The 24,583-nt window shown below is 42.2% G+C and carries 23 protein-coding genes; 6 read left to right on the top strand and 17 right to left on the bottom strand.

Translation table 11 applies throughout. From position 1 onward, the window contains the following. Positions 1–20 precede the first annotated feature (20 nt). The gene (locus tag KFO40_RS18335) at positions 21–1,616 is read left to right on the top strand and encodes a hypothetical protein (RefSeq protein ID WP_211146673.1); all 1,596 of its coding nucleotides are present in this window, start codon (positions 21–23) and stop codon (positions 1,614–1,616) included. A gap of 119 nt (positions 1,617–1,735) precedes the next feature. On the opposite strand, the gene KFO40_RS18330 is transcribed toward KFO40_RS18335, so the two are convergent. The 17 genes from KFO40_RS18330 to KFO40_RS18250 all read right to left on the bottom strand — a co-directional run bounded on the left by KFO40_RS18330 (position 1,736) and on the right by KFO40_RS18250 (position 15,820). Continuing rightward, positions 1,736–2,545, bottom strand: a complete 810-nt coding sequence (locus KFO40_RS18330) for a fimbrillin family protein (protein ID WP_211146672.1) — start codon at positions 2,543–2,545, stop codon at positions 1,736–1,738. A gap of 39 nt (positions 2,546–2,584) precedes the next feature. Then, positions 2,585–3,055 carry a nucleoside deaminase gene (locus tag KFO40_RS18325; protein WP_004314961.1) on the bottom strand — a complete coding sequence of 157 codons (471 nt, stop codon included), beginning with the start codon at positions 3,053–3,055 and terminating at the stop codon, positions 2,585–2,587. Positions 3,056–3,211: 156 nt separating this feature from the next. After that, a complete protein-coding gene (locus KFO40_RS18320; RefSeq protein WP_004325616.1) occupies positions 3,212–4,198 on the bottom strand; it encodes a Gfo/Idh/MocA family protein in 987 nt (328 codons plus the stop codon). 80 nt (positions 4,199–4,278) lie between these two features. After that, positions 4,279–4,551 carry a hypothetical protein gene (locus KFO40_RS18315; protein WP_083823414.1) on the bottom strand — a complete coding sequence of 91 codons (273 nt, stop codon included), beginning with the start codon at positions 4,549–4,551 and terminating at the stop codon, positions 4,279–4,281. A 159-nt stretch (positions 4,552–4,710) separates the two neighbouring features. Then, a complete protein-coding gene (locus KFO40_RS18310; RefSeq protein ID WP_211146671.1) occupies positions 4,711–5,550 on the bottom strand; it encodes a transporter substrate-binding domain-containing protein in 840 nt (279 codons plus the stop codon). A gap of 17 nt (positions 5,551–5,567) precedes the next feature. Continuing rightward, positions 5,568–7,619 carry a putative porin gene (locus KFO40_RS18305; RefSeq protein WP_087318851.1) on the bottom strand — a complete coding sequence of 684 codons (2,052 nt, stop codon included), beginning with the start codon at positions 7,617–7,619 and terminating at the stop codon, positions 5,568–5,570. 121 nt (positions 7,620–7,740) lie between these two features. Beyond that, a complete protein-coding gene (locus KFO40_RS18300; protein WP_004297415.1) occupies positions 7,741–8,283 on the bottom strand; it encodes a 2-oxoacid:acceptor oxidoreductase family protein in 543 nt (180 codons plus the stop codon). 20 nt (positions 8,284–8,303) lie between these two features. Next, entirely contained in the window at positions 8,304–9,068 is a 765-nt protein-coding gene (locus KFO40_RS18295; protein ID WP_004297416.1) for a thiamine pyrophosphate-dependent enzyme, read from the bottom strand. 12 nt (positions 9,069–9,080) lie between these two features. Beyond that, positions 9,081–9,254: a hypothetical protein gene (locus tag KFO40_RS18290; RefSeq protein ID WP_004297417.1), complete on the bottom strand. Its 174-nt coding sequence runs from the start codon at positions 9,252–9,254 to the stop codon at positions 9,081–9,083. Between the two features lie 7 nt (positions 9,255–9,261). Next, positions 9,262–10,344: a 3-methyl-2-oxobutanoate dehydrogenase subunit VorB gene (locus KFO40_RS18285; RefSeq protein WP_004297418.1), complete on the bottom strand. Its 1,083-nt coding sequence runs from the start codon at positions 10,342–10,344 to the stop codon at positions 9,262–9,264. Between the two features lie 11 nt (positions 10,345–10,355). Continuing rightward, positions 10,356–10,583: a ferredoxin family protein gene (locus KFO40_RS18280; RefSeq protein ID WP_004297419.1), complete on the bottom strand. Its 228-nt coding sequence runs from the start codon at positions 10,581–10,583 to the stop codon at positions 10,356–10,358. 54 nt (positions 10,584–10,637) lie between these two features. Continuing rightward, the gene (locus KFO40_RS18275) at positions 10,638–10,919 is read right to left on the bottom strand and encodes a tetratricopeptide repeat protein (RefSeq protein ID WP_008021855.1); all 282 of its coding nucleotides are present in this window, start codon (positions 10,917–10,919) and stop codon (positions 10,638–10,640) included. Between the two features lie 238 nt (positions 10,920–11,157). Beyond that, positions 11,158–11,562, bottom strand: a complete 405-nt coding sequence (locus tag KFO40_RS18270) for an SMI1/KNR4 family protein (RefSeq protein ID WP_225449825.1) — start codon at positions 11,560–11,562, stop codon at positions 11,158–11,160. Between the two features lie 139 nt (positions 11,563–11,701). Then, complete coding sequence (locus tag KFO40_RS18265) at positions 11,702–12,358, bottom strand: hypothetical protein (protein WP_015531589.1); 657 nt, start codon at positions 12,356–12,358, stop codon at positions 11,702–11,704. A 72-nt stretch (positions 12,359–12,430) separates the two neighbouring features. Then, positions 12,431–13,099, bottom strand: a complete 669-nt coding sequence (locus KFO40_RS18260; RefSeq protein WP_015531590.1) for an SMI1/KNR4 family protein — start codon at positions 13,097–13,099, stop codon at positions 12,431–12,433. 354 nt (positions 13,100–13,453) lie between these two features. Then, positions 13,454–13,891, bottom strand: a complete 438-nt coding sequence (locus KFO40_RS18255) for a DUF6078 family protein (protein WP_008644027.1) — start codon at positions 13,889–13,891, stop codon at positions 13,454–13,456. 171 nt (positions 13,892–14,062) lie between these two features. Further along, positions 14,063–15,820 carry an AAA family ATPase gene (locus KFO40_RS18250; protein ID WP_211146670.1) on the bottom strand — a complete coding sequence of 586 codons (1,758 nt, stop codon included), beginning with the start codon at positions 15,818–15,820 and terminating at the stop codon, positions 14,063–14,065. Between the two features lie 254 nt (positions 15,821–16,074). Between KFO40_RS18250 and KFO40_RS18245 the strand changes: the two genes are divergently transcribed. From KFO40_RS18245 to KFO40_RS18225, 5 genes are all read left to right on the top strand, one after another. Then, positions 16,075–16,554 carry a DUF456 domain-containing protein gene (locus KFO40_RS18245; RefSeq protein ID WP_117684462.1) on the top strand — a complete coding sequence of 160 codons (480 nt, stop codon included), beginning with the start codon at positions 16,075–16,077 and terminating at the stop codon, positions 16,552–16,554. A gap of 111 nt (positions 16,555–16,665) precedes the next feature. Further along, on the top strand, positions 16,666–18,525 hold the full coding sequence (locus tag KFO40_RS18240; RefSeq protein WP_211146669.1) for a right-handed parallel beta-helix repeat-containing protein: 1,860 nt from the start codon (positions 16,666–16,668) through the stop codon (positions 18,523–18,525). A 152-nt stretch (positions 18,526–18,677) separates the two neighbouring features. Continuing rightward, positions 18,678–20,966, top strand: a complete 2,289-nt coding sequence (locus tag KFO40_RS18235) for an alpha-xylosidase (protein WP_211146668.1) — start codon at positions 18,678–18,680, stop codon at positions 20,964–20,966. A gap of 78 nt (positions 20,967–21,044) precedes the next feature. Next, positions 21,045–22,850: a corrinoid protein gene (locus tag KFO40_RS18230; protein WP_211146667.1), complete on the top strand. Its 1,806-nt coding sequence runs from the start codon at positions 21,045–21,047 to the stop codon at positions 22,848–22,850. 132 nt (positions 22,851–22,982) lie between these two features. Next, complete coding sequence (locus KFO40_RS18225) at positions 22,983–24,554, top strand: sodium:solute symporter (protein WP_211146666.1); 1,572 nt, start codon at positions 22,983–22,985, stop codon at positions 24,552–24,554. The last annotated feature ends 29 nt before the right edge of the window (positions 24,555–24,583 follow it).

The raw sequence follows: 24,583 nt of genomic DNA, 5'->3' as shown, positions 1-24,583 counted from the left end.
AATTTCAAAAGAGATTGATTATGAAAAGTAATAGAATATTAGCGATTTGTATTCTTTTGATAAGTGTAGGATTTCTAAATGCTCAAACAACTATCTATGATGCAAATCGATGGATGGGAAGTGATTTAAATGGAACTGCCCGCTTTGTAGGTATGGGCGGTGCCATGGGAGCTTTAGGCGGAGATATAACCACTATAGGAACTAATCCTGCCGGTATCGGAATTTATCGTAGCAATGATGTTATGGTTTCATTTGGCTTTGATAATACAGGAGTGAAAGCGAATGGGGCAAGTCTTGATAAGTTTCATGGCTCATTTGATAATGCCGGATTTGTATTCTCTACAAAAATAGGAAATACAACTGCTTTGAGATTTGCCAACTTTGGTTTCAATTATCGCAAAATGAAGTCCTTCAATAGAAGTATGCTGGTGAGTGGAGTATTCAATACTTCTCAAACAGTTCAGATGGCTAATATGGTGAACTTTGATTCATACGGAGACTTTGATCCGTTCACGGAAGCTGCTTTGAGGAGCGATGATGCTTTTCAGAATCCTGAATTGCCTTGGTTGGGTATCATGGGATATAATGCACATTTAGTGAATCCTGTTTATGGAGAAGTAGATCCGAAGAATCCGGATGCAGAACCTCCTTTTGAGGGATATGTGCCCTATTTCCAGGCAGGAGATGCTGTGAGTCAGTCTTATCGTTCGAAAGAAAGTGGAGGTATCCATTCTTTTGATTTGAATGGTGCACTGAATTTTTATGATCGTTTTTATGTTGGAGCCACGTTAGGACTTTACAGTGTAAACTATGACAGGACTAGTGAATATAATGAAGACTTTACTGATAAGGACGGAAACGGTCACGGAGGATATACTTTAGGAAATGATTTCTGGGTAGATGGTAGCGGAGTTGATTTTAAACTTGGTTTTATTCTTCGTCCTTTTGAGTCATCCTCATTTCGTATTGGTGCTGCTGTACATACTCCGACTTTCTTTAGTTTGAAGGAGCGGAATACTGCTTATATTAATTTTGATTTGAATGAGACTACACGTGGCATTACCAAACCTTATGATGCCCGTGGAAATGATACTGAAGGAGAATATGAATATAAGTTAATAACTCCGTGGAAGTTTAATGCAAGTATGGGATATACTATTGCTTCTTCTGTAGCATTGGGAGTTGAATATGAATATTCAAAACGGTCTTCAGCTAAAATGAAAGATCCGGACGGATATGAATTGGGACAGACTGCAGACATTAAAGCAATGATGAAGGCAGTTCATACACTCCGTGTTGGAGCTGAATTTAAGTTAGCACCGGAATTTGCATTCCGTTTAGGATATAATCATATTACTGCTCCTTTGAAATCAGATGCTTTTAAGTATCTTCCTGTAAATTCAATGCGTACTGATACGGAATTTTCTAATCCGGGTGCTACTAATAATTATACATTGGGTTGTGGCTATCGTGGTGAAAGTTTCTATGTAGACATGGCATATATGTATAATACTTATAAAGAAACATTCTATGCTTTTGATAGTTTAGATTTACCTGGAACGAAAGTGACGAACAACAACCATAAAGTGGTTCTTACTTTAGGTATGCGTTTCTAACCTAAAAAAGACAGTTTTCAATTTCAATAATAACTTTTGTGTGTAAAAAATCCCTGGAATGCTGAGTGTCTACAGCGGTTCCGGGGATTTTTATTAGTATCACTTTTTATTCTTTAGTCTTATCTGAATAGTGGAGTTCGTTCGTCAATGATTCCGCGTCTTGCGTACATTTTTACCGCAACAGGAGTTCCGGCTTCTATGGTAATGTCCTCCTCTGCGATGATAGGTTCTTCTTTACCGTCCTCCAGGATAACCGTTCCTATTTTCTCGCCGGCTTTGATGAGCTGTGGAATCAAGTTAGTCAAGATACCTTCAGATACTTTCCGGATATCAATGTATTCCGGTTTTGCATTGGGGTCAGCTTCGATTTTACCGCTGAACAGGTCTTGTACACCTTTGTTTTTCAAGAACAGTTTAACGATTGCTCTACCTTCGTACGGCTGGTTGTTCTCGTCAAGCAGAACGACGGGCGTTGTCATTCTCTTGAATGAAAGAGCAACATTCTTAGAACCTTTGTTGGTTTGGGCTGTACCGAACAAATATTCTAAGCCACCCTTGATTTCACGATAGCGGCTGCTCAATGATCTGGTAGTAGCTGCTTCGTCGGTCAATTCAGGGTAATGAGCATAGAAAGTAACCGTTTCCGAATCGGTGCCTGCTTCGTTCCAAGTCTGGCTATCCATGCCTATGGCAAACGGATGATAATCCTGCTCGGCAACGGACATGGAGATGACATCCCCGGCAGCGAAATTGCTCTTTAACGGAAGTGTCAGACTACTACTGTTACGAGTAAGAGCATTGTTGATACTTTGGTCAATAGAAGTAGAAAAGTCGATCACTCCTTTACTGGGATCTTGCAGTTCTTCTTGCTGTTGACAACTGAACAGGCATACTGATGCCATAACAAATAAAAGGCTTTTTCTTTTCATTTGAGGGTAATTAATAGGTTAATAATAGTGAGAGGTTTTCTAATATTCTACTCTGTCTTCTTTGGCCACCCAGGCTTTGAAGGCAGTAAGGGCTTCATTATGTAGTAGGATTTCGGAAGGCAGCTTTCTGTCTTCAGGTTTCAGTTGCAGTTCGTCATAGATAAAAGAGTCGTCGAAGCCGATGTTCTTGGCATCGGTCTTGTTGTTTCCATAGTACATCTTGTCCAGGCGTGCCCAATAAATAGCACCTAGGCACATGGGGCAAGGTTCGCAGGAAGTATAGATTTCGTATCCGCTAAGATCAAATGTTCCGAGTTTGGCAGCTGCGGCACGTATAGCGCTCACCTCGGCGTGAGCCGTAGGATCACAAGATGCAGTGACACGATTAACTCCTGTTGCAACTATTTCTCCGTCTTTCGTGGCAATCACAGCACCGAAAGGACCTCCACCATTTTCAACATTCTCTTTTGAAAGCTCGATCGCTTTTCTCATTAAAGCTTCTTTAGTCATGGCACAAAAAATATATTGTTAGTTTCATTTCTTCTTTGCTTCTTTCTACAAAGATAGAAAAAACTAACAATATACAATGGAATGTCCTTATTATTTTTTTTAACAATACCGACAGAATCCGGAAAAAGAAGGAACTTTTTTTTGCTTTTTTTAGGGTTATAGCTTACCTAAGATCTTGTCCATTACCCAGTTAGTCAACGTTGCGCTTTCGCCATCGCAAGAGCAAACCGACTTACCCAATAAGTGGTCTACTACTGCTTGGATAAGAGGCTGTTGCACGTGTTCCGGGTTACCGATACAGATTTCTTCCCGTCCTTTCTCGGTATGTAGTCCGATAGGTTCGTAAGTAAAGACAGAGAAGCAAATCATTCCTTTGTCACCGATAATCTCTATGCGGTCTTCGCGGGCAGAATCATGGGCTACGAAGCACCAGGAACCACTACCCACCAGTCCGTTGTCAAATTGGAAACAGGCGCTTAATGTATCTTCGGCAGGATAAAGCCCGCCGCGATTACTCTTGTAACCGCTTGCTTCGAGGATGCAACCGAACATATCCTGCAACAAATCAATCTGATGCGGAGCAAGGTCGTAGAAGTAGCCGCCGCCGGCAATATCAGCCTGCACACGCCAGGGAAGATTATCACGATTGTAATCCAGATCGCGTGGCGGCTGGGCAAAACGAATCTGTACATTGATAACGTTGCCGATCGTCCCGTTCTCTACTAATTCCTTTACTTTCTGGAAATAGGGAAGATAACGTCGGTAGTATGCTACGAAACAGGGAACCCCCGTTTCATTGGATATGCGGTTGATTCGGGTACATTCTTCATACGTCACCGCCATTGGTTTCTCAATATAGGCCGGTTTACCCGCTTTCATGGACATAATGGCATACGTAGCGTGTGAAGAAGGAGGAGTGGCGATATAGACAGCGTTTACTTCCGGATCATCTATCAGCTCCTGTGCATCGTCATACCATTTCTTGATTCCTCTCTCTTTGGCATACGCTTTCGCTTTCGCGCCGTCACGACTCATCACGGCTACGACTTCCGAATGTTCTACTTTCTGGAAAGCGGGACCGCTTTTCGTCTTGGTTACTTCTCCGCAACCAATGAAGCCCCATTTGATAATCTTTTCACTCATAATATAATATACCTATTGTGTCTGTTCTAACAAACCCCAAAGATAAAGCTATTTTTTGTCAAGAGCAACTTTATTGATTATTAACTTAGCGGGGACAGTTGGAAAACAGACATTATGTTTCGTTTCAACAGAAGCTCCGTTTTATCGGAACAAAGGCTCTGTTTCAGGTAAACAGAACGTCTGTTTGAGGCGGATATATACTTCATTTCGGTAAGAAGCAAGGTGAACACTGCTGATCCTCCGGCTGAAGAACCATAACCACCGGGCAAAGCGCAAGGAAAAGCCGGGGCGGGGAGAGGTTTTCCCCGGATGGATAAAAAGAAAGGAGGGAATTGCGATTCCCTCCTTTGCATGTAGTTTAATTGAAACTACTTTATCATTAACTCTGTAAAGATACAACATTCGAAAGCGAAAGTCAAGTCTTTGGGAGTTTATTTCTGGAAATAGACATGAATATATCTATCTTACATTCTGTTTTTGATTGTTTTCTTCTGATATGTAAAATGATAAGGTTATTCTTTATCATAGTACTTTTTATAAATCTTCTGGTATTCTTTCTCCTTTTGAAATTTATCCAGCCATGTATTCAAACTATCGAGTAAAGCGGGTGATTGTTTACTGACTGCCCATGAGTAGAATTGTGTAAAGCTGATGGCTGTATTTATATCTATCTGCGGGATGGAATCGGCGGCGGCGCGTGCGATGCTTTCGTCGCAAACGGCATAGTCGATATCTCCATGAGCTACCATTGAGATTAATTGTTCGGAACCGTATTTCTCTATTTCTTTGATATAAATGGTATCGCCGATTTCATTACCTAGATTCTGAATACGCAGAATAGAAGGAGACCCTTTTACTACGTGAAGTGTCCGCCCGGCCAAGTCCAGTTGGTTACGGATATAGAGTGAATCGTTTTCTCCGTTTTCTTTCCGTTGCACGAGCACTTGCTTGTTGAGCGTGATGGGAGAGGTGAGGAGCAGAGAATCTTTCAGTTCGCTGGTAGCTAATATGCCGCAGGCAATTACATCGTAACGTCCTTCGCTTAATCCTTCCAGCCGTTCTTCAAAACTCATCAGGGGTGTTATTTCGGTCTTTAATCCCTTGTCATGGGCAAAAGCCTGTATCAGTTCGTAATGAAAACCGGAAACGGTATCGCCGTCCACGTAGAAACTGATCGAGTTATATTCAGTCGCTACACGCAATATACCTTCTTTGGCAATGGCTGCATAATCACGTGGGTGTCCTGACGGCTTTTCCTGATTACCGCATTGGCGGATAGAAAAGATGATTGCCAATACAATGATTACGGGCACTAAATATCGGGACAGTCTCAATTTGGGGCGTGTTACCATAAGCCATATAGATTTTGTTAATCATAGAAATTCCATGAAAGACCGAATTTCAGTACACGCGGATTGATAGGGTAGTGAGGAGCCAGGAAGTAATTCGGGCTGCTCATACCTTGATTCACGTGATACATCATTACATAGAAACGTGTACGCTTTAGGTGTAAGTTTGCGTATACATTCACGATCGGATAACCTCCTATCTCTACCTGGTCATTTTCCGGTTGCAAATAGAAGTTTTGGATAGCTGGCATATAAGCGGGTGCATTGTATTTGCTGAAATAACGCACGTCGGCACCCAATTGTACACTAAGCACTTTCTTTGCCAGCTTGAACTGCATATAGAAATTGTGATACAGCGAAAGATCAGGCAAAGGCAATACGGTCTGGTCGCTGGACTTTTGCCAGGTTACTTCATTATCTAAATGGAAGATTCCCAGCTTGAAGTCCTGATTAAGACTTGCTGACAACACCTGTATACTTCCGCTTTTCTGTTCCGGCACTGCTTGCTGGTTGAAATAAGTGTAGTTCTTTATGTTTTCAACTCCCGCCTTTAAACGTGTTCTCCAACGTGCAATGCTTAATTCTCCTTCAATACGGGTACGAAATTCTTTGTCCATATCATTGTCCCACATGAAATGTTTGGAATGATAATGACGCATATAGAAAGGCGCAAGCTTATTGCTGACTTCACCACGAGCTATAAGGCTCACAGTGTCTTTCCATAACGGAAAGTTAAGGTCGATATCTCCTTTCACATTGAATTGTCCGATTGCTTTTCCGGCAAGTCCCACTTCACCAATGGCATGGTAATGAAGTACATTTCCTTCACGTTTGGATAATTCGCCTCCAACAAATATTTCATTTTCATTGTATTTGTCGGGCAACGGATTCCCCTCCATATTCATAAGAGTATACTTGCTGATTTTATAGGAAGCGAATGCTGTCAGACCCGCTTTGGCATATTTATTGAATCCTTCGAGTAGAGCAATACCTATGGTATTCTTGATACCCATGTAGGTAGTACTGTCTCTGGCAATCGGATTATCCGGTTCCAAATAGGTGTTTTGATAATAGTTTTTTTCACGCATGTCATCATCCGAGTTGAAACTATGACGTGCACGCTCTACCTGAATGGTATGTATAAAACTAGTGACTGGCACAAACTCTTGTTTGGCTGGAGTCGTATCATTTTCGGCCTGCGGTATGTCGCGGCTGAATCCCAAATTGTAACGTTGGGTCAGGAATACATAAAAGTCATGATTACGGTTGGTTGTTGCACTTAGTACGGTCGGGATATTGGTTGATTCATATTCCCTTTGGCCTTGTGCCATTTCTTCAGGCGCAGTGATGTATCGGTCGTCCTCAATACCTCCGTTTTCATTTGTTTTGAGATAATTGTTGCTGTAGATAGCTTGCATCTGATAGCGGTCGCCGATATAACTACCGAAAATTGCCGCATTGAAATAAGCCGTATTTTGGTTATTATAATATCCTCGTCCGTACAAGTAATCTATGTTAAAACCGAAAGCCAGCTTCTTGTTTACATTGACAGAGAAATAAGACTTAAAACGTTCTTCTCCATTTATTTTATTACCGGCTTTATGATACGTCAGATTGGTATAAGGTACGTTACTATTGGTGAAATTGAACTCCGTAGGACGAATAAAGAAACTGGAGAAAGGCTCCATAAAGATAGTAGATTCCGGATCACGACGTTCAAAGAAGATGCGTGACATACGGGGAGAACCCATATTGGCCAGATAATTATAATGTCCGGTAAGTCCTTCGGTAAGATTGGTGTTTTGGAAGTGGTGATAAGCAGTATCCGCCGGGATGATAGTCCGGTCGCCCAACTGATTATTAATACGCCACATATATAATTTCGGAGGTAACCCCTGTACTTCTACATTTGCACTATCCAGTCTGTCCGGAATCATGGCAGGGTCCACCTGGTTACCGTATTGGTCGTATCCGTTTTCGTCCACTCTCTGGCGACCATTATCGAACTGTGCATGGACAGTTGTCAAACCTATAACGGAAAAGATTATATATAATAGTAAGATTCGTCTCATAATTGGAGGCAAAGATACTTACTTTAATTGATTTAATGATAATGGATAATTGAAAATTATGTTGCATACGTACTATACGTAGCTAATAATTATCAATTATCCATTGTACATTATCTGTTAATTAAACCTCACGGATTAACTCCATACCTTTCTTGATAGCTTCCTCGTTCATAGGAATCAAGTGATGGTGGCGTTCCGGCAGGGTTTTCTTAAGTCCTTTGATAACATTCTCCAACGTTACGATGGGGCGAAGCTTCAATAATCCGCCAAGTACGATCATGTTGAATGCTTTGGCATTGTTCATCTCGTTGGCTGCATCCATTGCGTCGATACGATATACCTTAATATCCTTACGGGTAGGAGGGTTGATAATTCCGTAACCGTCATAAATCAGGATACCGCCGGGTTTCACTTTGCTTTCAAACTTTTCGAGTGAAGGCTGATTCAGAATGATGGCAGCGTCGTATTTACTAAGAATCGGTGAGGAAATTTTGTCATCGCTTACAATAACTGTAACGTTGGCTGTTCCACCTCGTTGTTCGGGACCGTATGCCGGCATCCAGGTCACTTCTTTGCCTTCCATCAAACCGGAATATGCCAGAATCTTACCCATAGACAATACGCCTTGTCCACCGAATCCTGCTATAATTATTTCTTCTTTCATTGTTCTGTTGACTTTTAGCGTTATTCTTTATCTTTTAAATCACCCAGCGGATAGAATGGGAACATGTGTTCTTCCATCCATTTGTTCGCCTTCTCCGGAGTCATCTTCCAGCCTGAACTACAAGTGGAAACGATTTCTACCAGGTTGGAACCTTTACCGTTCATGGAGTTCTCAAAAGCCTTGCGGATTGCCTTCTTAGCCTTACGGATAGCCGGTACGGATTGTACGGACTGACGGGTTACGTAAGCAGTTCCTTCCAGTTGGGCTGCGATTTCAGTAATCTTCAATGGATAGCCGTGAAGTTCAACGTCACGTCCGTAAGGACAAGTCGAGCTCTTCATGCCTACTAGTGTAGTCGGAGCCATCTGGCCACCTGTCATACCATAGATCGCATTATTGATAAAGATAATCGTAATATTTTCACCACGGTTCAAAGCGTGGATTGTTTCGGCTGTACCGATGCAAGCCAAGTCACCGTCGCCCTGATAAGTGAAAACAAGGCGGTCCGGCCACAGGCGTTTCACAGCAGTCGCCACAGCAGGAGCACGTCCGTGTGCTGCTTCCTGCCAGTCAATATCGAGATAGTTGTAGGCAAACACTGCACATCCCACCGGAGAGATTCCCACAGTTTTATCTTCCATACCCATTTCCTCAATGACTTCGGCAATGAGTTTGTGTACCACACCGTGACTGCAACCCGGGCAGTAGTGCATGGCGTTATCGTTCATCAGAGTCGGTTTTTTGTAAACCAGATTCTCGGGTTTGATTATTTCTTCTTTAGTCATAACTTCATCTCCTTATCTGTTGGTGAACCGTATAAAAAACTCCATCAGCTTGACAAAGATTGCCGCGCCGCATACGTAGATAAACATTTTGAAATCATCTTTTGCTACAAAGTAGGTGATGATGGCTGCAACAGCCAATATCATAAATAGGATGTTCAGTACGTTTCTTATTTTATCGGGATTCATTGTTTCGTTATTTGATTATTTTTTCTTTCAAGGCAGTTACAATTTCATCCGGATCGGGAACGATGCCACCTAGACGTCCGAAATGTTCTACCTTTACTTTTCCGTTAACAGCGAGACGGACATCTTCAATCATCTGTCCGGCATTTAGTTCCGTAACGAGCATACCTTTTACTTTATCAGCGTATGCAGCAATCGCTTTGGTTGGGAACGGCCACAGTGTAATCGGGCGAAGGATACCTACTTTAATTCCTTTTTCACGGGCTAGTTCCATTGCTTTCTGGCCAATGCGTGCCATTGAACCGAAAGCGATAATCAAATACTCTGCATCTTCGCAGTTGATCTCTTCGAAGCGTACTTCATTTTCTTCAATTTCACGATATTTAGCTTGAAAACGGAGGTTGTTGATTTCCATTGCTTCCGGTTTCAATTCAAGGGAAGTGATAATATTAGGTTTGCGGTCTTTTGCTTTTCCGGTAGCAGCCCATGGACATTGTTCAATTACTTCTGCTTCCGTGCGGCGTGGCTTTTGTGCAGGAAGAACAACCTTTTCCATCATCTGACCGATCACACCGTCGGCAAGGATAATAGCCGGATTACGGTATTTGAAAGCCAGTTCGAATCCTAATGCTACGAAATCCGCCATTTCTTGTACGGATGCCGGAGCGAGGGCAATCAGTTTGTAGTCTCCATGACCACCACCTTTTACTGTCTGGAAGTAGTCAGCCTGGCTAGGTTGGATAGTTCCCAATCCAGGACCGCCACGCATTACATTCACAATCAGACAAGGAAGTTCGGCACCGGCCAAATAAGAGATTCCCTCTTGTTTCAAGCTTACACCCGGACTTGAAGAGGAGGTCATTACCTTCTTTCCGCTACCTGCACCTCCATATACCATATTGATAGCTGCCACTTCACTTTCCGCCTGGAGTACTACCATGCCGGTTGTTTCCCACGGTTTCAGTTCGGCAAGCGTTTCCAACACTTCCGATTGGGGAGTAATAGGATAACCGAAGTAACCGTCGGCACCGCAACGGATAGCTGCGTGGGCGATGGCTTCGTTTCCTTTCATTAATACAACTTCTTCTGCCATATTCTTTTCTTTTATTCTACTTTTACTTTATACACTGAAATACATCCGTCCGGACAAACCGTTGCACACGAGCTGCATCCGTTACAGGTATCTTCCTTCACTTGCCAGGCATAGTTATAGCCTTTCATGTTTACCTCTTTATTGAGGGCGATTACATCGAGCGGACACGCCACTACACACAGGTTGCATCCTTTGCAACGCTCCGTGTCGACTACGATTGCTCCTTTGATTTTTGCCATAATCTTTATTTTATTACGTTATCTTTGAGTACGGTTATTGATTATACATCTCTTTTATTGATTGAACATATCCTTGTGGTAGAAGTTGAGGATATCTATTGCCATCTTCCTGGCCTGAACGGCAGGACTGTCCGGATTGAGCTCGATGGCATACTGGTAGTTGTCCAGCGCCCGCTTCCAATCTCCTTTCTTTCGGTAGGCATTTCCCCGTAAATAGTAAAGAGTATCTTTCTCTTTTTCGACAGAACTGTCTTGGAGAAGCTGGTCCAATTGCTTAATCGCTGTGTCCACATCCCCCTGATTGATAAGCTCTTTTAGGTTGTCTATTTGCTCCATTTCTTTTCGTCTTTCGGGATTCTGAAACGCAAAGATAGTTTTTATTTATGTAAACAGGGCAAATGAGGACGGAAATTTGCAACGTTTTGAGTTTATTGCATATTGTATAGTAGAGGTGGAATTTGCCTTTTTCTTGACATATCCGTAACTTTATTAATCAAAAAACGATATGAATCAGGAGTTATTATTGTTTTTGGAGTTGTAGTTTATTCATTATTTATATCCATGTCTAATCACTTTATATGGTTGAACTATTGTCAACAATATTTTGTGGCTTATCGAAATTAAGATAAATAGCCTTGCCTAAAAAGTCGTCAAAAGAGGGTGCTATATACTTAATAGAAGCTATATCTAAATCTCCTAAATCTACCCTATATATACTATTGTTTGGCAGGTGGAAAATATATCCAATATCACCATCCATGCCAAATGCTAAATACTCTTTTTGAAGATATTTGTGTATTCCATAGTCATTATTGTAAGCAACAATATCTTCAATAGCCCATATATAGATGTAGTTATCTCCTAATTTACCCTCGCCACCATTGCTCCATAACAGAAATCTTTTGTACTGATAGGGCAAGGTTGTATTTAGAAGTTTTTCTACGTCTTCAATAGACGCTGTATTTGCACCATTCTTTATTATACCATTTACTTTCTATTACTTCCATATTGATTTTGTTGTACTACTGTTAATGTGTTTCAGCTAACTGCTGTTTCCTCGTTTATTTTTTTATTTTGATAAATGTTAATCTCAGACGGATCATTTCTTTTAGGACAATTTACCCGTTTGTTACTGATATTATTTCGCTTGCTATTATTTTTCTTTGTTGCTTATTTATGTCCGAAGAGCAGTGGATGCAATTCATGGCATCCACTGCATATAGTTTTGTAGTATGCTTGGAAAGCGGTACACCTATTCTTTTTAATACTGGTTTAATCACTTCATAAATGATACTTATATCTGCATTACTGGTGATTCCCTGCTTTTTAACAAAATCTATTATGCAGTTCAATCTGCATATATATTCTTTATACTCCACATATTGATTTTCTTTTAAGATATAGTGCAATATGATTTTACTTTGCTTTTCGCAGATTCTTGCCGCTTGCTGTATCGATTGGCACATAAAATCTTTTTCTTCTTTTGTGGTAGTTTGAAACCACAAATCATTCTTACCCAATATTTCACCTATTCGTAAGTAACAATCCTGTGGCAATAATATAGGTGAATACATCGCCCATGTATATGACAATGCTGTATAAAATGAAACAGTTTTTCTTCTGTCTTGATACAAAGAAGAAGACTCAATACCTACACAGACTATTAAGCCATTATCCATTTCTTTATAAAAGACTTTATTGCGGTCTTTATTGTATGGCAATGGCAAATAGCCCATTGATAGCAGTTGATTATTTATAAAATCATTCTTTTTCATTTTATTATTGCACTATCGGTAATGGTTTGCGGCTTGCTGCCGTTTATGTGGTACAGGTGCTTGTTAGTAGCATCATTCCATTTTATACATTTTTTTCTCCCAACCTTTTAATTCTTGAAGAACAGGTTTAGGATTTTGTAATATCTGATTAAGAAATTCTATAAAGTTGGGTGCTAATACTTCTGTTTCAGGCGTTTCGTAATCAAAGAGAAGGATTTCACCTTCTTTATTCTCATCATCTGTCAATTTAAGAGCTATCACGCCATAATCAGAATATCGACCTATTGCAAAATACCCTTTGTTAAGAATTTCTTCTTGCAGTTCCTCATTATTTTCAATTAAGATTTTATTCCATGAATGAATGGGCTTTGGATATAGACGAACATCTAAATCCCAAAATATTTCATAAAAGTGTTTGTATTTCAAGTAGATCTTATATGAAAGCGGAAGAATAACATTTAATTTACTTTCTAATTTGGAAATATCCTCGTCTGAAATTTGATTATCTATCGCTTTCCATACATGGTCTTTTTCCGTAATAATGTCCACCATATAATTAGTATGTTCCGGTTGAGTGACATATATCTTAACCGATTTCCCTTGTGGTATAATATTATCAAATGTGTCCTGCATTTCAGGCTCTATGTGTTCTTCATAAGAAGGGACATACATAAGATATTCTCTGTGTTCTTGCACAAAGCCCCAACATTCATCTACATATTTTCTTATTACTTCTTCCATATTTATTTTTTCTAAATATTTTTTCACTCCGTTCTTGTCTATTTGATTACAATATTGGAGAATTTTACGCTGTACACTTCAACTCTTTATTCTGATCTTTCACATACATTCTGAAAATTCACCAATAACACTTGTATTACATATAACTTTTAGACGATATATCCTTCACTGATACTTCTTCTGCTTTCATTAACTAGTTCCATTTTTTGTTTCATACCTTGAAACGAATGGTTTCCCGTAGTGAAACAGTTTGTTTCTCGGTGTGAAACGAATCGTTTCACCCTTTGAAACTTTTAGTTTCTAGCGCTTGAAACAAAAAGTTTCAGCAGGCTGGAAACTGGTTAGAACGCGGCTTTACCAATTATACTCATCCGTGTAACTGTCAAAGACCGGTTCTTCGGTGATACCTTTCCGGTGAAAAAGTTGGCGGATATAGTTTTGATCTGCGGGGCTTAGGAAGCGTTCTTCGCGATAAAAGCGATAGTAAAGCGTTTTTCCGAAATGTCCGATCAGTTGTTGCTTGATATTTGTTCCGTCCTTATAAGGTACGTTGTCCAGCAGGTGGCTGATACCCCATGCCACATGTATCTTTTCTGCGTTTTGGAAGTGGGGACAGTCAATGCCGGTGGCCGGAATACACATTGGGTTTACGATGCTGATGTAGGACGTGTCAGCGGTAGTGAGAAGTGCAGCCACCCGACGCAGGCAGTTACAAGCTTTCGGACATTGCTCGTTGTAGCAGCGGGCGTAGTTGAAAGGGACTGTTTTGTTTTTTAATTTATTGTCGTTCATTTTATATTGTATATTACATACATAATTGACAAAGGTAGTGCTTTTATTGTGGAAAGGTACAGTTTGAAAAAGAAAAAACGTGAAAGGATGGGTGAAGGGAACACCCTTCACCCATAAACTGCTTATAGATAGGATAATACAAGGAAAAGTGAAGGGTGAAGAGATTGTTCATTATAACTCTTCGCATACCCGCATTTCCATACCTTTATATACCACTACAATCTTGTGTAGTTGCGTGGAGCCAATAGCTTGTTTCACCGTGTCTGTGTCGGCATAGCGATTGGCCTGGGCGATGGCTTCTTGACGCAATTCCTCCACACGGTTTTCAGAATCGCGATATTTGGCGTATTTTAACTCAACGATGTAGCTGTGTTTCATGTCAGAATATATGTCCAACATGGGACAGAGGAAAATATCGACGTAACCCGCTTGTGTATCTTGCTCGGAGATAGGACGGTAGAAGCGGTTTTGCGCAGTCATGGCCAAGGTGAAGCCGTGAACGAAGAATTCGCCCTTTTGCTTGTCACGCTGGGATGCATAACGTTTCAGGCAGTCGGCAATGTAACCGAAATAGGCTTGCCAGTTGCCATCATAGGCGAGCTGGCTTGAAAGTTCGCTCTTTTCGTAGCTGCTGAAATTCAAATCTGCGTCGTTGTAGGTATTCAGCAAATAAGTGTAGAGCTGCTCTTGAACCACCAGGTTCGGAATGGTCAGTTTGGTCTTGCCTTTATCTATTCCGCTAATGGTCAACATTCCGAAATAGTATAGCAGGCTTATAAAATTGTCAGGATTGGTGATGTTGACAGCAGGGAAACCTTTCTTCAGTTCGCCAGTGATATAACCTTGACTCACTAAAGTTTGAATGACGGAAGCATCGTGTGCAAACTCCTTATCCTTTCGAATGAGCATACGCAGCTTTTCATAGTCGATACGTATATTATCTTCTATCATTTCTCGTGGCGCTTTGCCGTTATCTATGTAATTCTTCACGAAGTAGAGCACCATGTTGGAGTTGTACATGGTAGTTTCACCGTAACAATCCTGCGCGAAGCAATAATTGTCGTACCATGGTTTCATTATTTCTATCAGTTCGTCAACAGTATGGCGGAAAGGACTGTTCGTTGAATAATAAGTCAGCATTTCGCGCACTTCTTCTTCGGTGAACCCCATCATTTGGTTAAATTGGGGGGTAAGTGAGTAGTTCGTGCCGATGTTGAAGCCACTCGTCAGGTCATCCATCGTTACGGGGCTTACGCCGGTGATGAAACAACGCTCTATGCTGGAATAAGTTCCTGCCTTCACCTTATTGAAGAAAGCACGCAGATAACCTTCGCCATGCGTTTCATCAGTGTAGCGGTGCAAGCTTTTGGCATCAGAAAGGATGGCGTTGGTGAAGTGGTCGTATTCGTCAATGAAGAGATACATTTTCTGTCCGGCACGTTCGCAGGCTTGATAGAGGTAGTCCAACTGCTCTACGGCCCCATTCACTTGGCGTAGTTCTTCTAGTGTCTCCGGTGGCAGAAGGTCGGCATATATCTTGCAAAAATTCATGAAAGTAATGCTGCAATGTGCATCCAGTCCTTTTCGATAATCGTTCAGTTCGCCGGTGATACCTGAAAAGTTGAGGTAAAGCACCAGATAGCTGTTGCGGTTTGCTGTGGGATGCTTCCCGATGTAGAGATTGCCGAATAAGTCGTTGAACTTATCGCGGGTACGCACATCGTAGTAGTGTTGCAGTACGTTCAGCGTGAGGCTTTTGCCGAAGCGGCGGGGACGGATGAAGAAAAAGAACCGGTCTGCCTGCTCTATCATAGGAATGAAGCGGGTTTTGTCTACATAATAATAGTCTTCGCGGCGGATGACTGCGAAGTTCATCATGCCGTAAGGCAAACGCTTTCTGTTGGGTACTATATATTCCATTGGATCCATCTTCTGTCCTCCTGCTGATTTCTTATTTTATAACTTGCTTATTAATAGCGTTAACGACACAAAGATAGTAAAAGTTCTTGTTGGGTACGAGGCATCCTCAAAAAAGTATTGGAAAAACTCATTCACACTAAGAACTGCAGACCTGACAAAGCTATTCTGAAACAGCAGTGAAGTGGCGGAAATAATTCTCGAGGTTAGCTTGTATATATTGAAAGATACTGTATTTTTGTGCAGAACTAAAAAAAGAAGAGACTATGTTGGACATTATTTTGATCGTAATTAGTGCCCTTTGTATGATAGCCGGGTTAGCAGGTTGTATTCTGCCGTTTCTTCCCGGTCCGCCTATTGCTTATGTGGGGTTGGTCATTCTGCACTTCACGGATAAGGTACAATATTCTACGACACAATTAATCGTATGGTTATTGATTGTAGCTGTTTTGCAGGTATTAGATTATTTCACTCCGATGCTGGGAAGTAAATATAGTGGCGGTAGTAAATGGGGTAATTGGGGATGTATCATAGGAACTCTTGTCGGTCTTCTTTTCTTGCCTTGGGGCATTATTCTCGGTCCGTTTCTAGGGGCGGTGATTGGTGAACTATTAGGAAATAAAGAGTTCTCGCAGGCACTTAAATCAGGTGTAGGCTCTTTACTCGGATTTATATTCGGAACTTTACTGAAGTTCGTTGTCTGTGGTTATTTTTGCTATCAATTTATTACAGGTCTTATTCGGTAACCTATTTGATGTTGTAAAACATTTGTAAGAATAACCTATCTATTACCTTTATATAGAGTACTAAATCGATGTGTGTGCGTCTTTATTGAAGTAGCACATTGAGGTAGTACCATGAAAAAGACTTTTATTTATCTTTTTTTTATCATTTTCTTGGGGTGGTTTCCCTCGCTTTTTGCGGGAGAAATTTATGTATCCCTACAGGGGAATGATAAGAATCCCGGGACAAAGGAAGCCCCGTTTAATACATTAAACCGGGCAATCAAGCAGGCTCGTGAATGGCGTAGACTGAATCGGTCGGAAGTAGCCGGAGGAATTTATATTCGTTTGGAAGAGGGTGTTTATGCCCAGCGCAATTCTCTGTTTCTTCGTCCGGAAGATAGTGGGACGTCCGATTCTCCAACGGTGATTTGTGCAGTAGATGGTGCTCACCCTGTAATTAGTGGTGGAGTTGCTGTTACGGGGTGGAAGCGTGGATGCAATCATCCGGCAATTCCTGAAAAGCTAAGGCAGAAGATATGGTCGGCAGAGGCTCCTCTAATAGGAAACAGAAGAGTAGAAACCCGGCAAATGTGGGTGAACGGTCATAAAGTTCAAAGAGCTGCGCAATTTCCTGACGGTGGATTGGAACGAATGATTGATTTCAATCCGGAAGAACAAACAATAACGATCCCCGTTTCTCAAAGTGTAAATCCGAAAAGACTACAAAATGCCGGTCAACTGGAAATGATTGTCCATCAACGCTGGGCGATTGCTATTTTGCGCGTGAAAAGTATAGACGTGAAAGACGGACAAGCTGTAGTTCACTTCCATGAACCCGAAAGTCACCTGGAGTTTGCGCATCCCTGGCCGCAACCCATCATCGGAGGAGAGAAAGGAAATTCTTCCTTCTGCCTGATCAATGCACTGGAATTGCTGGACCAACCCGGTGAATGGTTTCAGGAATATCCTTCCGGCACGATTTACTATTATCCCCAGGCGGGCGAAAATATCGAAACAGCTGAAGTGATTATCCCTGCCTTGGAAACTTTAGTGACCATAGACGGTACATTGTCTCGTCCGGTAAAACATATACAATTTAACGGAATTACTTTTGAGCATACCTCCTGGATGCGTCCTTCTTATCAGGGACACGTCACCTTGCAAGGGGGATTTCCTTTATTGGATGCCTATAAACTACAAGAACCGGGGCTTCCGGAAAAAGCGGAACTGGAGAACCAAGCCTGGATCACCCGTCCCGAAACAGCGATACGTGTAAGAGGTGCCGAGCATATTGATTTCAAGCATTGCACCTTCCGTCATTTATCGTCCACCGGACTGGATTATGAATGGGCAGTCACAGCATCGAGCGTCGAAGATTGTCAATTTACGGATATTGGAGGAACGGCTTTACTGGTCGGTGCATTTCCGGACGGAGGATTTGAGACGCACATCCCTTTTATTCCTGCTGACGTACGGGAATTATGTTCCCATATTACTATCAGAAACAATTTCATAAGTAATGTGACTAATGAGGACTGGGGATGTGTAGGTATCGGCGCCGGATATGTCAGAAACATGGATGTTTCTCATAATGAAGTCTGCCATCTGAACTATTCAGGGATTTGTGTAGGCTGGGGATGGACATCGCTGGAGAGCGGAATGTGTAACAACCGGATAGAAGCAAACTATGTACATCACTTTGCCCGTCGGCTATACGATGCAGGCGGTCTGTATACTCTTTCCAACCAGCCGGGTTCCGTCATGCGAAATAACCGGATCGAACATTTAATCGAAGCCCCCTACGCTACGAATGACCGGGCTTTTTATATCTATCTGGATGAAGCTACGGACGGATATACAATGGAAAACAACTGGTGTCCCACTGAACGTTTTGATTCGAACCGCCCCGGGAAAAAGAACGTGTGGAAGAATAACGGGCCTCAAGTGGCGGACAGTATTAAATACAAAGTTGGAAGAATAAAGCAAGATTGAAACAAATCAATGGATTAACATAGTCATTAATGTACTAGTATAGCAATCAATAAACTAGTGTAATAATCATTAGAACTAGACTAGTATGGTAATCATTCAAACTAATATGATAATTATAGTAATCAATAAACGATATTTAATCAATAAAATAGATGAAACCAACGAACTATCACTTATTTGATTTCCTTGATTTTGATACCGAGTTATTAAGGAATGAGTCGCTTTGGAAAGCATACAAGCCAACGGCTGTTTATGAAAAGGAAGGAGATATTTACGTAACAGTTCCCTTTCAGAAGCAAAAACTGGCTAACGATATGATGGCGGATACCGATGTTCCCCAGGAGGAATATACGTTAATCATCCGTCAGTATAACATCGGCATCACCCGCCTGTTTCTTGGCTTCGGCGATTATGTACTGACAGATGAGTCGGAAATGCTACAATTCAGTGACCGGATTCAGAAAGTGCCCCTGTTTATAAAAGAACAAAAAGGAAAATGGATTCTTTCGACGGAAGACGGAACGAAGCGTGCCATTATCAATGTGGAAGAGCCTCTATTAGACCGATGGAGCGAATTGCTACCAGACCCTCAAGAAACGCTTGATATCACTTTATACCCTGATGGAAAGCGTGAAATCCGCTTGTCAGCCTACGACCATTTTTCGCCTCCCCGCTACGATGCGTTACCTGTTGCTTTTTGCAAACGCGACGGTCGGAAAGAACGTGCAACGCTTTCTTTTGAATGTAAGCCCGATGAATGTTTTGCCGGAACCGGAGAACGTTTCTTTAAAATGGACTTAAGCGGACAGACTTTCTTCCTGAAAAACCAGGACGGGCAAGGAGTCAATAACCGGCGTACTTATAAGAATATCCCTTTCTATCTATCCAGCCGCATGTATGGAACATTCTACCATACATGTGCTCATAGCAAGCTCTCGCTGGCCGGACATTCCACCCGTTCCGTCCAGTTTCTAAGCGACCAGGCATTGCTGGATGTATTCGTAATAGGCGGTGATACGATGGAAGATATTCTTCGCGGTTATCGTGACCTGACCGGCTATCCGTCTATGCCTCCTCTTTGGAGTTTTGGCGTTTGGATGAGCCGTATGACTTATTTCAGTGCCGATGAAGTAGACGAAATATGCGACCGCATGCGTGCCGAACACTATCCTTGTGATGTAATTCATCTGGATACGGGCTGGTTCCGTACCGATTGGCTCTGCGAATGGAAATTCAATGAAGAACGGTTCCCCGATCCGAAAGGATTCATCGGGCGGTTGAAAAAGAACGGCTATCGTGTCTCTTTATGGCAACTTCCATACGTTGCAGAAAATGCAGAGCAGATTGATGAAGCCAGAGCCAATGATTATATAGCCCCATTGACCAAACAACAAGCGACCGATGGTTCCAACTTCTCCGCCCTGGATTATGCCGGAACAATCGACTTTACTTATCCGAAAGCAACCGAATGGTACAAAGGACTATTGAAACAACTCCTGGATATGGGAGTAACCTGTATCAAAACCGATTTCGGTGAAAACATTCACATGGACGCCCTCTATAAAGGTATGAAGCCGGAATTGTTGAACAACCTGTATGCCCTGTTTTATCAAAAGGCTGCTTACGAAATTACGAAAGAAGTGACAGGTGACGGCATTGTCTGGGCACGTTCCGCATGGGCGGGATGCCAGCGTTATCCTTTGCATTGGGGAGGCGATTCCTGTAGTTCTTGGGATGGAATGGCAGGTTCTCTGAAAGGCGGTCTACATTTCGGCCTGTCGGGATTTGCTTTTTGGAGCCATGATGTTCCCGGCTTCCATACATTGCCCAATTTTATGAACTCGGTAGTAGTAGATGATGTGTACATGCGTTGGACCCAATTCGGCGTATTCACATCGCATATCCGTTATCACGGAACCAATAAGCGTGAACCCTGGCACTATCCGACCATAGCTCCGTTGGTGAAAAAGTGGTGGAAATTGCGTTATTCGCTCATTCCATACATCGTAGTACAAAGTAAACTAGCCATAGAAAGCGGCTATCCGCTCTTGCAGGCACTCATTCTGCATCATCCGGAAGATAAACTTTGTTGGCATATAGATGATGAATACTATTTCGGCAATGATTTCCTGGTAGCTCCGGTGATGAACAGCGAGAACCGTCGGGATATCTATCTTCCCGAAGGAAAATGGGTGAACTTCTTTACGGGAGAACGTCTGGAAGGAGCATGCTGGCTGAAAGACGTATATGTTCCATTGGAAGAAATGCCCGTATATGTGCGTGAAAATGCTGTGATCCCCATCTATCCGGAAGACGTGGACTGTACGGATGAAATGGATTTAAGCAAGAGCATAGCTTTACGCATAGATAGTGATTATAAAGGATTTTGGAATAGTTCACCACAGATTACACAGATTGACGCAGATGATAAGGGGAGATAAATCATATCTGTGTTAATCTGTGTAATCTGTGGTGGACTATGATAGATTGTGGTAGAAAATTAATTAATTTAGTATAGTATGAAAACATGGAAGAGTAATTTAGAAGAAACAAAACAACGTTATATAAATTGGTGGAACCATAAAGGAATCATTCTCAATATGTGGGAACACTTCCAGGAAGGAGTGCAACCACATGCAGAGATAGTACCTCCCGCGCCGGCAAAAGATTTGTCGCAAAAGTGGTTCGACCCTCAATGGAGAGCAGAATATCTAGACTGGTACGTAGCGCACAGCAGTCTGAAAGCGGATATTCTTCCGGTTGCGAATACCCAACTGGGTCCCGGCTCACTGGCCGCCATCTTAGGCGGAGTGTTTGAAGGTGGGGAAGATACCATTTGGATTCATCCCAACCCGGATTTCACCGATGAAATAGTCTTTAACCCCGAACACCCGAACTGGATTCTTCATAAAGAACTCCTGAAAGCCTGTAAAGCGAAAGCCAACGGACACTACTTTGTCGGTATGCCCGACCTGATGGAAGGACTGGATGTCCTGGCCGCACTGAAAGGAACGGATAGGGTATTATTGGACACAGTGATGCAGCCCGAAATCCTGGAACAACAGATGCAGCAAATTAACGACATCTACTTCAAAGTATTTGATGAATTATACGACATCATCCGTGAAGGCGACGAGATGGCTTTCTGTTATTTCTCGTCCTGGGCTCCCGGAAAGATGAGTAAACTGCAAAGTGATATTTCGACCATGATTAGTCAGGATGATTATCGCCGGTTTGTGCAACCTTTTATTCGTGAACAATGTCAGAAGATTGATTATACTCTCTATCATCTGGATGGAGTGGGAGCCATGCATCACCTGCCTGCCTTGCTTGAAATTGAAGAATTGAATGCGATTCAATGGACTCCCGGAGTGGGCGAACCACAGGGAGGATCTCCCAAATGGTACGATCTGTATAAGAAGATTCTGGCAGGAGGAAAGAGCGTGATGGCTTGCTGGGTGACATTAGACGAACTAAAACCTCTATTGGATCATATCGGCGCGGACGGTGTACATTTGGAAATGGATTTCCATAACGAAAAGGAAGTGGAACAGGCCATGCGGATTGTCGAAGAATATACCGGTTCTTCTACCGCTGTAAATACTAATAAACATCAACAGGATGCCGACTTGGCAGCTACCGAACAGGAACGTATTTGTATATGGGAAGAACAACATCGGGAAGAGGATAAACTGAAACCTCTGTATGAAGCCATTGTTGCCGGGAAACTGGAACCTGCGGTTGAAATCACCCGGCAAGCTATTGCGGAAGGAGTAGCTCCCCAAATGATTATCAATAATTATATGATTAAAGCAATGGGCGAAGTGGGACAACGTTTCCAGGATGGAAAAGCTTTTGTTCCTCAACTGTTGATGGCAGGACGTGCCATGAAAGGGGCTTTGGAGCTACTGAAACCTTTATTGACAGGAAGTGCTTCCACTACAATCGGTAAGATTGTCATCGGTACAGTGAAAGGAGATCTCCATGATATTGGTAAAAACCTGGTGGCTTCCATGCTGGAGGGTTGCGGCTTTGAAGTCATAAATATTGGTATTGATGTGACTTGTGACAAGTTTGTGGAAGCCGTGAAGGAAAACCATGCTGACATCTTGTGCATGAGCGCATTGCTGACTACTACCATGACATATATGAAAGAGGTTATCCAGGCACTAGAAGAGGCCGGTATTCGTAATCAGGTGAAAGTGATGATTGGCGGAGCACCTGTCAGTCAGGGGTTTGCTGACGAAATCGGTGCGGACGGATATAGTGATAATGCGAATACAGCCGTAGCAGTTGCCAAAGAACTGATTGGAAATAAAAAATAGAATAAAAAGGCACGGATTACACGGATCAACACGGCTCTTAATTACATAGCCTATCAAAACCGTGAAATCCATGTAATCCTTGCCTAAAGAAAATTAGATTTAAACTTACGTTACTTATTTAATACTTGAATTATGCATGTGAAATTCTTAGAGACATTAGATTGGAGTATTCTGATTGCCTACTTCCTTATTTTGATAGCTATTGGTATATGGGCAAGTTCTAAACGAAAAAAGGGGAGTAGTCTTTTCCTTGCGGAGAATTCGCTGAAGTGGTATCATATCGGCTTTTCCATGTGGGGGACGAATGTGGGACCTTCCATGTTGATAGCTTCCGCAAGTGCCGGATTTACTACCGGTATTGTTTCGGGGAATTATGCCTGGTATGCATTTGTCTTTATATGTCTGCTTGCTTTTGTCTTTGCTCCCCGATATTTGGGTAGTCGCATTACGACATTGCCCGAATTTATGGGAAAACGTTTCGGACAATCTACCCGTAACATCCTTGCCTGGTATACCATTATTACCATTCTTATTTCATGGCTTGCATTGACTTTATTTGCCGGTGGAGTCCTGATCCGTCAAGTCTTTGATATTCCTATGTGGCAATCGGCATTGCTGTTACTTGTCATCTCCGCTTTCTTCACGATGCTCGGCGGACTGAAAGCTGTGGCCTACACGAATGTATATCAAATGATACTGTTGATTGTAGTATCAGCCACACTGGCTATCATGGGAATCTATAAAGTGGGCGGTGTAGGCGCACTGGTGGATGCCGTTCCGGCGGATTACTGGAATCTTTTCCATCCAAATGATGACCCGGCTTTTCCTTGGCTACCTATTATCCTGGGTTATCCTATTATGGGAGTTTGGTTTTGGTGTACGGATCAGTCGATGGTGCAACCGGTTCTTGCTGCCAAGAATCTCAAAGAAGGACAGATGGGAACCAACTTTACCGGATGGTTGAAAATATTAGATGTACCTCTTTACATTCTTCCCGGCATTATCTGCCTCGCTTTATTCCCACAATTGGAGAATCCCGATGAGGCTTATATGACAATGGTGACTCATTTGTTCCCGACAGGAATGGTCGGCTTGGTATTGGCTGTATTGACAGCAGCATTGGTAAGTACTGTCGGCTCTGCATTGAATGCATTAAGTACGGTATTCACGATGGATATCTATGTGAAGAAAATCCGACCGCAGGCCAAGCAGAAAGAGATTATCAGAGTGGGACAAGTGGTTACGGTAGTCGGTGCACTGATCTCTGTGATAATAACCATAGCGATCGACAGTATCAAGGGGCTGAATCTATTTAATGTTTTCCAGTCTGTACTGGGATTTATAGCTCCTCCAATGGCAGCTGTATTTCTCTTTGGCGTGTTCTGGAAACGCACCACTACTCTGGCAGCTAATATGGCTCTGACATTGGGAACAGTGTTCAGTATCGGAGTAGGAATCTTGTATTTATGGGTGTTTCCGGCAGAACAATATGATGCATGGCCTCATTTTATGCTGCTTTCCTTCTACTTATTCGTTATCATCGGAATAGGCATGATAGTAGTCAGCCTGTGGGATAAGTCTCCGCAATTGGGCATCTTGAATATGGAAAAGATAGAGGACAAACCTGCACGAATTGTTCTTATCCTATGGGGATTACTTATTGTGACCATGATTGGGCTTTACATCTTCTTCAATGGCCACTAATTTTTATTCACCACAGAGAACGCAAGATC

Source organism: Bacteroides sp. 1001302B_160321_D4, from assembly GCF_015667765.1.
Lineage (GTDB): Bacteria > Bacteroidota > Bacteroidia > Bacteroidales > Bacteroidaceae > Bacteroides > Bacteroides xylanisolvens.
This window is presented reverse-complemented; position numbering and strand designations above follow the sequence as displayed.